This window comes from Marinimicrobium sp. ARAG 43.8, from assembly GCF_050113635.1.
In the GTDB taxonomy this organism is placed as follows: Bacteria; Pseudomonadota; Gammaproteobacteria; order Pseudomonadales; family Cellvibrionaceae; genus Marinimicrobium.
The window spans coordinates 928,937-941,946 of record NZ_JBNJLT010000001.1; the positions used below are offsets into that span (position 1 = coordinate 928,937).

Consider the following 13,010-nt stretch of genomic DNA (forward strand, 5'->3'; position numbering starts at 1 on the left):
TAACACTCATTGAGCGTTGGTTATGGCGGGGTGTGTTGTGCGCTCACCCCTCATAACCCAGCTCAACCACGGGAAAACCAAAACGAGCTCCATCACAATGACCGACACCCATCAACCGCGTTTGAGCTTTGAGTTCTTTCCACCCAAAACCGAACAAGGGCGGGAAAAGCTCCTCAAGGTACGCCAGCAACTGTCCGACCTCGAACCGGACTTTTTTTCCGTCACTTATGGCGCTGGCGGCTCTACCCGTGACAATACCAAAGACATTGTCACCCACTTCAAGAGCGAGGGGGTTTCTGTCGCTCCCCATCTCTCCTTTGGCGGCGATGATGAAACCATCATTAAAGGGCTGATCCAGGAGTACCGCGATGCGGGCATCGACCGCATCGTTGCCTTGCGTGGCGATATGCCATCCGGTGTAGGTGGCGGTTACCAGATGGTGTACGCCAATGAACTGGTCGCCTTTATTCGCCAGCATTTCGGAAACCATTTCCATCTCGAAGTCGCCGCCTACCCGGAGATTCACCCGCAGGCCAAAAACTACGATGACGACATCCGCTTCCTGAAAGGTAAGTTCGATGCGGGCGCCGACAGCGGCATCACCCAGTATTTCTATAACCCCGACGCCTATTTCTATTTCATGGAGCAGTGTCAGGCGGCGGGCATCACCCAGCCGATTTACCCCGGCATTATGCCCATTATCAACTTCACCAATTTGACCCGCTTCTCCGACGCCTGTGGTGCCGAGATTCCCCGCTGGATGCGCAAACGCCTGGAAGCCTATGGTGATGACAGCGAAAGCATTAGGGCGTTTGGTGAAGCGCTGGTCACGGAATTGTGCGAAACCCTGCTCGATAATGGTGCGCCGGGCCTGCACTTCTACACCATGAATCAATATGAGCCGAGTGCCAGGATTGTCGAGAACCTGGGGCTGAACACTTCCTCGAGTTAGCCCGCACCAGCCTGGTGCCATGCCGCCTTGGAGGGATTCAACAGGCGGCAAAGCAAAACCTTATCAAGCGCCATATTCCATCGGCCGACCTTCGCTGAATCTTTAAGCGCAAAAAAATATTTGCACATATTTCATACCCCGACTAAGCTCAAACGAAGCATTTAAGCGTCAAGACTCTAATAAACAGCCGCACTGACGCCTTCAACGGAAGTAAAAAAACACATGGGACCTGCTTTGATTCCACCGGCATCCTCGCCCAAAGATATTATTTATCATGTCAGGAAGCTTTTAGGTACATCCTCAGCTGGCCCGGCCAGTCAATTTCTGCGCCCGCTCGTCCAGGCTCTCGCTTCCGTCGCCGACATTGAGCGCTACCCCGATGTTTTTCTGGACACATCAGCCACCTATACGCCCCACGGGAAAGCCGTCTCCATGATTACCGCCGCACAGTGCGCCGATGATATCGAGCGCAGCCGGGTATTCATGCAGGGCATTTATAACGCCATTGGGCAAAAGCTGGATACGGGAGAAGAGGTTCGAGTGCTGTACGCGGGCACAGGCCCCCTCGGCATGCTGGTGATTCCTCTTTTGCCACTGTTTGACGCCAAACGGGTTCAAGTGACCCTACTGGACATTCATCAGGAATCACTCGACAAGCTTCAGCGAATCATTCAGCACCTCAATATCGAAGCCCATATCACCGCCCAGGAATGCACTGACGCCACCACCTGGCGTCCACCTGATGGGCGCCAATTTGACATTATTGTTTCAGAGACCATGAAGCACCTCCTGCAGCAAGAACCACAGGTGCAAATATTCACTCATCTGGAACAATTCCTAGCCCCCGGTGGAACGCTGATCCCGCGGGAAGTCCGGTTGTCAGCATCACTGGTCGACAGCTCTGACCCGTTGCGAAAAATCCCCTCAGAACGGCCACTCGGCACTTTTTTTCTATTGAACCAGAAAACGGCCCGACAGCTTAGAGCCGGGGAAGCAGCCGCCTTAACGTGCGAACTACCGGTTCCACTCCATGACGGCGGGCACCCTCACTTGAAACTGGCCACACAGATTCAAGTATATGGCGAGCACCGGCTCGGGAATAACCAGTCCCAACTGACCTTGCCACGATTCAAGTACAACGTGAACCTGAGCCCAGGCTCCAAATTACGCTGTCATTATCAGCAAGGTCAGTCGCCAGACTGGCAGTTTACTGTCGACAGTGAGGCGGTTAGTTATCAGAACACACTGCCGCAGACTTTTCCTTCACACCCTCACCCATAGGACGGATGTATCGAATGAAAAAACTGGACCTGCCCGACGGATTAAGCGTTCGCCCTTCGCGGGCTTCCGACAAGCCTTTCCTGGAAAAGCTGCATCAGACAACCCGCGAAGACCTGCAATTAATCGATGGGGAGAAAGCGTTCGTGGAGAACATTATTGAAATGCAGTTTCGTGCGCAAACGGAGGGTTACGGCGAAAAATTCCCCAATGCCATGTATTTCATAATCGAAAAGCACTGGGAGCCCATCGGTAAAGCCACCCTAGATTTCGGCCCCAACGAAATACGTGTCGTGGACCTTGCTTTTATTCCGAAAGCCCGCAACCAGGGTTTCGGAAAATCTGTGATCCAGGCGTTTCAGCGCTGCGCTCATCAGGTCATGGCGCCCTTAACGCTAAGCGTTTTGCAAAATAACATCCAGGCTCGACAGCTTTATGCGTCACTCGGGTTTCAGGTGGAATCTGTTTCCCCACCCTATGAATTTATGATCTGGCATCCGATGACCACGGTGAACGCCGCCCGATAACACAACGAGATCACACGTTATGGAACACTTTACTCAAGCAAACCTGGAACGAACCGTTGGTGAGAACGTCACCCTGACAGACGGCAATGGCGTGGCGATAACCCTGCGTGTCGACTCGGTCCACCAAGGAAAGCTGGATGAGAGTCGATGGGAATCATTCTCCGTGACACTTACTGATCAGGAGCCCGGTCGCATTCCCCAGGGCACTTACCAGATCGCTCATGAAAACTTTGGCGATCTCCCGTTGTTCGTCAGCCCGAACAACGAAACCCAGTATGAAATCATCGTCAATAAAGAGCGCAAGTAAAATCCACCGTTAACCCGACAAAAAGGGAGAATACCATGTCCGATCCTTTTATCAGCCAGGTAACCATGTACGGTTTCGATTGGCCGCCAACAAACTGGGCGTTGTGCAACGGGCAGGTCATCAACATCAATCAGAACCAGGCGCTGTTTGCACTGCTGGGGATCACCTACGGTGGAAACGGTTCGACAAACTTTCAGCTGCCAAACTTGCAGGCCAGAACGCCTGTCCACAGAGGCGTGTTGTTTGGCGCACTCTATCAGGCAGGGAGCTCAGGAGGTGCTGAACAAGTAACACTAAATTCACTGCAAATGCCGCAACACTCACACCCTGTACATGCCACAAACAGTGCGGGTAATCAGGCCTCCTATGAGGACACTTTCCTCGCAGCGGGATTTGACGCCAGAACTCAAGCGGACGCCGATATTTACTCAAATGCGAATGCCCTTGAAGCACAGGCCACCACTATGGTCACTGCCTCGGGAGGCAACCAGCCCCACACGAACCTGCAACCCTCGCTGGTAGTCAGCTTTTGCATGGCGCTTTTTGGAGTATTCCCTTCCCGCAACTAATTTAAGGAAACCGGATTATGGATCAGTACATCGGTGAAATTCGTATGTTCGCTGGCAATTACTCCCCCGTATGGTGGGCGTTTTGCAGCGGTACCGTCTTAACGATTAATCAAAATAGCGTATTGTTTGCATTGATTGGCGCCACCTACGGTGGCAATGGCACCACCAGCTTCGCGTTACCGGATATGCGGGGGCGCCTTCCCGTTCACCAAGGGAGCAGTGGCAGTTTGACTCCAAGAGTAATGGGGCAGGCCTACGGTTCGGAATCCGTGACGCTGACACAACCCCAGATGCCACAACATACCCACGGCTTTCAGGCCAGCACCCAGTCGGCCTCAACCCCCTTTCCGCAAAACGCCGTGCTGGCCAGTGTTCCCTCGCCAGACACCCTCTATTTGGACAGCGCCACCACGCCAACGGACCCTAAAATGCTCAATATGCAGTCGGTCCAAACCATGGGGGGCGGATTACCTCACGAGAATATGATGCCTTTCCTCGGTATCTCTTTCATTATGGCCCTGCAAGGGATATTCCCTTCAAGAAACTAAACCCAGGAGTAGAATCTCATGGCCGAACCGTATATTGCACAAATTCAAATCTGGGGCGCGAGCTTCGCACCACAAAACTGGGCGCATTGCGATGGAGCGATGTTACCGATTGCACAATTTTCAGCACTGTTTTCCATTATCAGCAACACCTTTGGTGGCGATGGACAAACCTCCGTGGGGCTTCCCAATATGCAAGGCAGAGCCCCTTTGCAGTGGGGAACCGCGCCGGGCCTGACGCCACGAGCGTGGGGAGAAACGGCTGGCCAACCCGAAGTGACACTCCTTCAAAGTGAAATGCCGGCACATACCCACGAGTTGGTGGCGTTGAATGATGTCGGTAACAGCCAACAACCACAACCCGGAGGTTACCTGGCTCGCGATGCCTTTTCCGGACAAAGACTTCGATTGGCAGGCGACAGCCTGGATAGCCCTGTCAATATGCACCCAAACACCTTGGCACCCGTCGGCGGCCAGCAGGCGCACGAAAACCGGCAACCTTATTTGGCCATGTCATTTTGTATTGCCCTGATGGGCCAATTTCCCTCCCGAAGCTAGCAACCAGCAATGACCATGAAACTCGTCGCACGGTTATGGCTTCTGATGATATGCAGCGGGGTGGAAGCTGCCCCGCTGCTGTTTCAGAATTTCGGAGAAACCATCGAGCTGCAAAAAGAGGGGCAGCATTACCTTTTGCCGGGCACAAACCACCGGGTAGAGGTTGCCTCGCGCCTGATTGTCAAAGTGTCTCCCACCATTAATCCGGGCGACTTTTCCAAGGCGGCACAGGCCATCGGCCGAACTTCCGTCCTTTTTGAAGCGGACCCGTTTCGCTATGTGCAAATCACACTGCGTGATTCCATAGACATCCGCACGGCCATGAAAACGGCATCCGGCTTGCCGGGCGTCTCTCTGGTACAGCCGGATATACTCCAGCTCAACTACCCATCGAAGTCCGTCAACACTTCTGCTCCAGTCGTTAATCGGCGCAACCGCTTCAACCTGGCCGACCGGCTCGACAACGCGCCCGGAGAAGGTGTTCGAGTGGCCATTATCGATGACGGCTTCGATTTGTCCCACCCGGCGCTGTCTCATATTGACCCGATCTTTGAGTTTGATCTCTCCCGTCGGCAAATGGGCGCCGCACCTGTCAGCCCACAGGACACCCACGGCACCCAGGTGGCAGGCGTCATTTTCGCGCTTTACCAACATGACGCCCGCCTGAACGGCCTGGCGCCGCAGGCGCAGTTCATCGCGCTCAGGCAGCCTGACAGCTGGACCTCTAACAGCCTGCTTGCTTTTCAATTGGCGGCGCTGGCTGGCGCCGACGTGCTAAACTGCAGCTGGCACACCGACTTGCTGCTTGAGCCGGTCGCCGACGCCGTCAACAGCCTGAGCAAAGAGGGACGCGACGGACGCGGCATGGCCGTGGTGTTCGCTTCAGGTAATGAAAACCGAATAATTACCGCCGACGACAACGAAGCCTCCATTGACAGCGCCATTGTCGTAGGTGCTGCTGATCATCAGGGAAAGCGCCTCCCTTTCAGTAATCATGGGAACAGCATTGATCTGATGGCACCGGGGACACCGGTGTCGACCACACAATATGGTGGGGGGCAAGGGCCGTTTGGGGGCACTTCCCTCTCCGCCGCTATTGTGACCGGCACAGCGGCGTTGATTCTCAGTGAACAGCCGACACTATCTTTGCAGAACCTGAAGCTCGAACTGGATAAGATATTCAAGCGATATAACACAGGAGTAACGGAAGACCCATGACTCATAACCGTGTCAATCAGGCACCGCTCGGGAACACCGGTACCGAGATGGATTTCTCGTGCCAGTATTCCTCCAACCTGCCAGCGGTATTGAAGGCCTTCAATGTGTCTTTGGCCTTTACGTCTTACCAGACCAGCCGCCTGATGCTGGTTCGGACGGATGGCGAGCGCCTGGATGTCAACTTCAAACGTTTTCCGCGCCCCATGGGGCTGGCCGTTACTGACCGGGGGCTGACCCTGGGCATTTTCACCCAGATTGTTCAGTTCCAGCGCGAAGACGGGCTGCTGCAACAGATCAAGCAGCCCCTGAAACGCATTGAGGAAGACCGAACGGCTCCTCGCCTTAAGAAAGATACGGACGAAGCCGAAGAAGAGCCCTTGGAAAAAGCGTATATGGAGGCGCAACATGCCCCGGTGGATGACAGAGTCGACCGCTGTTTTATTACTCGCTCCACCCATTACACCGGCATGATCAACACCCATGATATCGCCTGGGGCACCGATGGCCTCTGGGTGGTCAATTCCAGCTTTTCCTGTCTGAGTACACTCGACGCCAATGCCAGTTTTATTCCCCGCTGGAAGCCGTATTTTATTTCCCGGCTGGCGCCGGAAGACCGTTGTCACCTCAATGGTATGACCCTCAAGGACGGCAAGCCGGCCTTTGTCACCACCTTTTCCACCTACGATCAACCCGGACGCTGGCGCGACGGGCCCGGCGCCACCGGCACATTAATGAGCGTTGCACAAAACGAGATCTTGCTGGACGGTCTCACCATGCCCCACTCTCCGTACTGGTATCAGGGGGCTGTGTATTACTGCAACTCCGGGCTGGGGGAAATCTGCCGCTATGACCCGGCCACCGGTAAAAATGAAGTGCTGGCCGAAGTCCCCGGCTTTACCCGGGGCGTCGATTTTATCGGCTCGATTATGGTAGTCGGCCTGTCCAGAATCCGACAATCCCATATTCGAAAGCCCGCACCTTTGGCCAAAAAATACGACGAGACTCACTCCGGACTCTGGTTCTTTAATCTCGAAGACGGTTGTGAGATCGGGCGCATTACCTTCACCGGTAATGTGGACCAGATCTACGATGTGGCCGTTATTGATCATTGTACTTTCCCGGAAGTGATTGAGCCCTCGCACCCTCGAATGCGCAACCACTTTACGTTTCCCGCACTCTGCCCAGAAACCGTTTGAAACAATAGGAATGTCTCATGGCTTCTTCACGCAATAAAACACGATTGAACTCACTGGCTAAGGTTGCCCTGCCCCTGCTCGCTGCCGCCGCACCACTTGGCCACGCTTCCAGCCGGGTCTTGTCCCAAACCCGATTGCGACAACAAACCAGTGTCTACGAGGAAAAAACGACGTCAGAACCCGTCAGTCAAGTGGATGCCTTCTCCGCTTTCTCGACGTCCAAAGGGAAGCCTGACAAACTCGGATCGGAGACCAGTGTCAGCGCTTTACCTGAGGCGCACAGCGTTGCAAGCACCATGGCATTCTTGCAGAAAAATGGCCACTTGAACGTCGACGGGAATCATAGCGCTTCCTTGTCAGGTGACCATAAGGAATATGGCAGAAAAAGCTTTTCGTCGACAACGGCTCCCTATGCTCACTGTCACACCTATACTTTTAATAACACCTACTACACGAATACGCTCCCCTCACTTATCGAAATCGAATGTCTTAACGCGGGCGGTACTTGGCACGATGCCGCCCCCAGCAACAACCCACCCACGGACATTGATCTGTCTAACAACACCGTCAACCAGAGTGACGGCGAAGACGCAACTGTGGGCACCCTGAACACTACCGATCCGGATACCGACGATACCTTTACCTACACACTGGCCTTTGGTACCGGCGATACAGACAACGGCAGTTTTAATGTCAGCGGAAATACCTTGCGCGCAAACAACGCCGCCGGGCTGACCGCAGACACCAAGAGCGTACGTATTCGCACCACGGACAATAGCGGCGGCACCTACGAGGAAGTTTTTTCGATAACGGTGATCGATGATCTTGCGCCCAGCGGTCACAGTATCAGCTTCGATAACGGCACCTTCAACGCCAGTACAGCTGCCAGCGCCAGCTTCACCTTCGCCGGAGCTGAAATCGGGGCCACGTTCAACTATGAAATCACCAGCAATAATGGCGGCTCCATTACCGGCAATGGCACTATTGGGAGTGCTACCGACCACGTCACCGGCATCGATCTTAGCGGCCTGACCGATGGAACGTTGACCCTATCCGTCATACTCAGCGACAGTGAAGGGAATAATGCCGCCGCCGTTACCGACACCGCCACACTGGATACGGCCGCACCCAACGGCCATACCGTGACGTTTGATAACGACACCTTCAATGCCGGTACCGCCGCCAACGCCAGCTTCACTTTTGCAGGGGCCGAAGTCGATGCTACCTACGCCTTTGAAATCACCAGCAGTGGTGGTGGCAGTACCGTCACAGGTTCGGGCAGCCTGGCCACCGCTACCGACCAGATTACCGGCATCGATGTCAGCGGCTTGCCCGATGGGACCCTGACGCTATCCGTCACACTCACTGACGAGGCGGGCAACAGCGCCAGTGAAGTCACCGATACTGCCGCACTGGATGACACGGCCCCGGTAATCAACACGATCTCGGTCAGTGGCACCAACGCCAATGACAGCGAAGTCACCTTCCAGGTTAGCCTCTCGGAAACGGTTGAAAACCTGACGCTTGCTGATTTCACACTTACGACCACCACCGGCAATGTCTCTGCCACCCTTGGCAGTCTGTCCTCGTCAAGCGGTGACAATGTGAGCGTGACCGTCACCAACATCAGTGGCACCGGCGAGTTGCGACTTGATTACACCGGTTCAACCGCCGCCGACGCAGCCGGCAACCCGCTGGCCAGTTTTTCCAGCGGGGCGACTCACACTGTGGATACTGAAGCGCCGAGTGCACCGACGGTCAGTATAAGCCCCAGTCAAATCAACGCCGCCAGTGCCAACAATATCAGTCTGACCCTGAACGGCGCGGAAGTGGGCACAACGGCTGAGTACACCATTACCAGTGACGGCGGCGGCACACCGGTCACCGACACCGTCGCCATTAGCAGCACCGATCAAACACTGACAAACATCAATGTCTCGGGCCTGGCCGATGGTGAACTAACGGCAGAGGTCATTATTATCGATGATGCCAATAACGAATCCACTCCCGCCAGCGCCAACGCTCAACTGGACACCACCGCCCCCGAGATCCCCGTTGTCCTGACACCCAGCGAAGCGATCAGCGTCAACAGCGACGAATACACGCTCAGCGGCAGCCACAGTGAAGAGGGCATTGTCATTCACTTTTACGTCGACGCGGATCAAGACGGCGAGCCCGATGACAACCTCTCCTTGGCCAGTGCCACCGTCAGCAGCGGCACCTGGTCGGTGGACTATACGCTCGTGCAAAACACCGACAACGCCCTGGTCGCCGTCGCCGAAGATGGCGTGGGGAATACCGCCGATGCCGTTTCCGTACCCGTCATCACCCACGATAACATCGCACCGAGTCCGCCCGCCGATTTAAGCCTGGCGAGCACCAGCGACAGCGGAGCCAATGACACCGACGGCATCACCCAGATCATCGCACCGGAAATCACCGGCACAGCGGAAGCCAGCGCAACGATCGTCCTCAGCAGCGATGTGGACGGGGAGATTGGCAGCACGACGGCCGATACCAATGGCGACTGGAGGCTGGAGACTGACGATCTCAGCGAAGGCGAGCACGCCCTAACGGCGGTGGCCACCGACGCCGCCGGTAACAGCGGTGACACCTCGACAACATTAACACTGATCATTGATACCACCGCACCCACTCTCGATGATATTGCCGACCAGTCCATACCCTTCGGACAAAGTACCGGGGCTCTGCCCTTTACGGTTGACGACAACCTGACCGACCCGGCGGACCTGGAACTCACCACCTCCAGTTCCGACAGTAATGTCGTACCATCGGCCAATATCATTTTGGGCGGCAGTGGCGCTGATCGAACAATTGAGGTCACCGCCGCCCAGCCAGGGAACGCCAGCATTACCGTGGAAGCCGAAGACCTGGCCGGAAACCTCACTACCATCAGTTTCCAGTTCGGAACCAATATCGCACCGACTATCGGGGGAGCACCACCGACCAGCGCGATTGAAGGTCAGCTCTACGAGTTCACCCCGACCGCCTCAGATGCCGACGGCGACACTTTGACTTTTAGTATCACAGGACAACCCAGCTGGTTAAGTTTCAACACCCTCACTGGCACCCTGAGCGGCACACCGAGCCAGGGCGCCATCGGTCAACACGCTAACATCCAGATCACTGTCACCGACGGCATGGCGAACACCAACCTTCCTCCATTCAGCATTCAGGTAAATGCCGGTGTAGACACCGACGGCGACGGCGTAAGTGACTACCAGGAAGGGCTCGACGGCACCGACCCGAATGATCCGAACGATTATCGGGATGTGGATCCACCGGAATTGACCGCACCGGCGGATCTCGTGCTCAACGCCAACGCTCTGTTCACACCCGTGCCTTTCGCCGCGCTGTTAGGGCTGGACCCGGACGCGAGCAATGAAATGCTCCAGGCCGCGCTGGATAACCTGGCCAGCGACAACCTGGATGGCAATGCCTGCTGCAGCCCCTCCGTTGTCGGGCTCGTCAACCAGCAACTACTGCTACCGCCTGGCGAACATCAAATCACCTGGTTTGCTGAAGACCGCAAGGGTAACCGGACAGAGGAAGCACAAACCCTGTATCTGCGTCCTCTGGTCTCCATGAGCAAAGACCAGGTCACGGCGGAAGGCGCCACGGCCACCTTCTCCGTGGAGCTTAATGGCCAGTCTCCGTTCTATCCACTCACCGTGCCCTACGCCATTGATACGGCGGCCAGTACCGCGACAACCGATGATCACGATCTCGTCGGGGGTACAGTCACTTTTGATACCGGGGAAACCCGAGCCATTATTACCGTCAACATTGCGGACGATGGATTGAGCGAGGACGATGAGGTCTTGGTGGTCCGTCTGGACGACACTCATTCAGAAAGCGGCGAGCTGCAGTCTGATTATGACCCTGCCCACCCCGATATTCAGAACATCAATACCGGGGTCAAAAGCAGTCACCGAATGGTCATCGCCGCAGGCAACGTTCCACCGCAAGTGACACTCTCCATCCAGCAAAACGGTGACCCCCGACTGAGAGTTGCGCGCGATGGGGGCCCGGTTTCCATTACCGCTATGATCAACGATCCCAATCCCGGGGACAGCCACACCCTGGACTGGTCGAATAGCGATAACCGGTTAATGGACAGCGACGGCAATCCCGGCAACGCCACCTTCGTGTTTGATCCCGCCGAGCTGCTCAGTGGCATTTACCAGGCCTCTCTGAATGTGACGGACAGCGGGGGAGCAAATACCAGCACTCAGCGATACTTCGTAGTAGTACCAACTGTGCCCACACTGAGCGCTTCCGACGATAGCAATGGCAATGGCATCAGCGATGCCAGCGAAGGCTTCGGTGACCGCAATCAAAACGGCATTCCAAACTATCTCGATACCAGTGTCACGCCCAACGTATTACCCGAACAGGCCAATGGCGAAACGGCCTACATGATGGAATGCGAGCCCGGCTTGAACTGCAGCCTCGGGCGCTTTGCGATGATCAGCACGTCCGGCGGTGCCGAGCTTTCCGGGGACGACATCACGGAGCAGGACGGACTGACCGAGGACGGTTTATTCGAACCGGTAGGCGGGATCTTTGACTTCGAAATGCAAGGGTTGCCTGAAGTGGGACAGCCCGCCAGCATCGTCATTCCGCAGCGCGCTGCCATTCCTGCCGAGGCCGTCTACCGCAAATACATGGAGGGAGCCTGGATAACTTTTGTAGAAGACGACAACAACCGTCTATACTCATCGCCCGGCACCCCGGGCTACTGCCCGCCCCCGGGCAGCAACTTGTGGAGTGCGGGTCTTAACGAAGGACACTTCTGTGTGCAACTGGTCATCGAAGACGGCGGACCAAACGACGCCGACGGAGAGAGAAACGGTGCCGTAGCCGACCCAGGCGCCGTGAGCCGCGCCCTCCCCGAGGAACCGGAGCAACCCGAAGAGCCACCAGAAGAACCGATTGAAGAACCCGAAGAGCCCGAGGAACCCGGTATGGAACAACCTTCTTACGATGGCGAAGTGACAGCGCGCAGTTCCGGTGGCGGTCACTCTGGCCTGTTCATGCTGCTGATGATGAGTGGTCTGTGGATGAGCCGTCGCTGGACCCTTTTGAATAAACGGGGCCGCACTCTGCCTAGCTTGCTGTGCGCCGGTTTATTAGGCACCGCTCTGGTACCGGCCCAAGAGGCCGCCGCGCAAGAGAACCCCTTCCAGCAACTGCGGGCCGAACTCGGCATCTTCAGTGCTGACACCAGCCTCAGCGCGTCGGATTTTGCCCGACGCATGGGCAACGACGACGTGAATGTCCAGATCACGGACTACGACATGGACCGGGTGGCCTTTAGTGTGACTCTGGACCTGCCTCTGGCAAGCTTTTTCAGCATTGGCGCGGGTTATCTGGATTTAGGCGATGTAACCGCCAGCTTCCAGGTGCCCGAGACCGAGCTTGCCACGCTCGAAAGCGCTCTGGAAGACAACTATCCCTACAGCGCCGATGGGTGGACCCTCAGCCAGCGCTGGTGGGTAGCACCCACAGAGTCTTGGCGTCTGCTCGGCGAAGCCGGGCTGTATCGCTGGCACAGTGATTCCGTTGTATTCGGCCCGAACCTGTCACTGGACAGTCGCCGCGGGACCGATGGTTTTGTCGCGTTGGCCGCGGAGATGTCTCTGACTGACCATCTGGCGCTGGGCATCAAGGCACAACGGATCTTCTTCGACAAGCAGCAGGTGACGCTGGCTGGTGCCACTCTGGGCTGGCGGTTTTAACGTCGTCACACGGGCACAAAAAAAACTCCTTAATACACGGCAAGCCGGTATTAAGGAGCAAGCAGGAGGAAGTTGTTAGGCGGCGCCATCGGTTTCCA

10 protein-coding genes are annotated in these 13,010 nt (G+C 56.1%); all 10 read left to right on the forward strand.

From position 1 onward, the window contains the following. The first annotated feature begins 97 nt into the window (after positions 1-97). The 10 genes from metF (at position 98) to ACQCLF_RS03925 (ending at position 12,912) form a co-directional block, all read left to right on the forward strand. Complete coding sequence (metF, locus tag ACQCLF_RS03880) at positions 98-952, forward strand: methylenetetrahydrofolate reductase [NAD(P)H] (protein WP_426984970.1); 855 nt, start codon at positions 98-100, stop codon at positions 950-952. 432 nt (positions 953-1,384) lie between these two features. Next, entirely contained in the window at positions 1,385-2,233 is an 849-nt protein-coding gene (locus tag ACQCLF_RS03885; protein WP_426984971.1) for a methyltransferase domain-containing protein, read from the forward strand. A 14-nt stretch (positions 2,234-2,247) separates the two neighbouring features. Continuing rightward, positions 2,248-2,757, forward strand: a complete 510-nt coding sequence (locus ACQCLF_RS03890; RefSeq protein WP_426984972.1) for a GNAT family N-acetyltransferase — start codon at positions 2,248-2,250, stop codon at positions 2,755-2,757. Positions 2,758-2,776: 19 nt separating this feature from the next. Continuing rightward, positions 2,777-3,064 carry a DUF6916 family protein gene (locus ACQCLF_RS03895; protein ID WP_426984973.1) on the forward strand — a complete coding sequence of 96 codons (288 nt, stop codon included), beginning with the start codon at positions 2,777-2,779 and terminating at the stop codon, positions 3,062-3,064. 35 nt (positions 3,065-3,099) lie between these two features. Next, the gene (locus ACQCLF_RS03900; protein WP_426984974.1) at positions 3,100-3,633 is read left to right on the forward strand and encodes a phage tail protein; all 534 of its coding nucleotides are present in this window, start codon (positions 3,100-3,102) and stop codon (positions 3,631-3,633) included. A gap of 17 nt (positions 3,634-3,650) precedes the next feature. Then, positions 3,651-4,181, forward strand: coding sequence for a phage tail protein (locus tag ACQCLF_RS03905; protein ID WP_426984975.1), 531 nt, complete (start codon positions 3,651-3,653; stop codon positions 4,179-4,181). An 18-nt stretch (positions 4,182-4,199) separates the two neighbouring features. Continuing rightward, positions 4,200-4,736, forward strand: a complete 537-nt coding sequence (locus tag ACQCLF_RS03910; protein WP_426984976.1) for a phage tail protein — start codon at positions 4,200-4,202, stop codon at positions 4,734-4,736. A 9-nt stretch (positions 4,737-4,745) separates the two neighbouring features. Continuing rightward, positions 4,746-5,954, forward strand: a complete 1,209-nt coding sequence (locus ACQCLF_RS03915) for a S8 family peptidase (RefSeq protein ID WP_426984977.1) — start codon at positions 4,746-4,748, stop codon at positions 5,952-5,954. Next, positions 5,951-7,150: a TIGR03032 family protein gene (locus tag ACQCLF_RS03920; protein ID WP_426984978.1), complete on the forward strand. Its 1,200-nt coding sequence runs from the start codon at positions 5,951-5,953 to the stop codon at positions 7,148-7,150. The genes ACQCLF_RS03915 and ACQCLF_RS03920 overlap by 4 nt, the downstream gene beginning before the upstream one ends. 17 nt (positions 7,151-7,167) lie before the next feature. Then, on the forward strand, positions 7,168-12,912 hold the full coding sequence (locus ACQCLF_RS03925; RefSeq protein ID WP_426984979.1) for an Ig-like domain-containing protein: 5,745 nt from the start codon (positions 7,168-7,170) through the stop codon (positions 12,910-12,912). The last annotated feature ends 98 nt before the right edge of the window (positions 12,913-13,010 follow it).

Coding starts and splice junctions, on each gene's coding strand:
- ACQCLF_RS03890 (WP_426984972.1), top strand. CDS start 2,248: ATGAAAAAACTGGACCTGCCCGACGGATTAAGCGTTCGCCCTTCGCGG.
- ACQCLF_RS03915 (WP_426984977.1), top strand. CDS start 4,746: ATGACCATGAAACTCGTCGCACGGTTATGGCTTCTGATGATATGCAGC.
- ACQCLF_RS03895 (WP_426984973.1), top strand. CDS start 2,777: ATGGAACACTTTACTCAAGCAAACCTGGAACGAACCGTTGGTGAGAAC.
- ACQCLF_RS03900 (WP_426984974.1), top strand. CDS start 3,100: ATGTCCGATCCTTTTATCAGCCAGGTAACCATGTACGGTTTCGATTGG.
- ACQCLF_RS03910 (WP_426984976.1), top strand. CDS start 4,200: ATGGCCGAACCGTATATTGCACAAATTCAAATCTGGGGCGCGAGCTTC.
- ACQCLF_RS03925 (WP_426984979.1), top strand. CDS start 7,168: ATGGCTTCTTCACGCAATAAAACACGATTGAACTCACTGGCTAAGGTT.
- ACQCLF_RS03885 (WP_426984971.1), top strand. CDS start 1,385: ATGATTACCGCCGCACAGTGCGCCGATGATATCGAGCGCAGCCGGGTA.
- metF (WP_426984970.1), top strand. CDS start 98: ATGACCGACACCCATCAACCGCGTTTGAGCTTTGAGTTCTTTCCACCC.
- ACQCLF_RS03920 (WP_426984978.1), top strand. CDS start 5,951: ATGACTCATAACCGTGTCAATCAGGCACCGCTCGGGAACACCGGTACC.
- ACQCLF_RS03905 (WP_426984975.1), top strand. CDS start 3,651: ATGGATCAGTACATCGGTGAAATTCGTATGTTCGCTGGCAATTACTCC.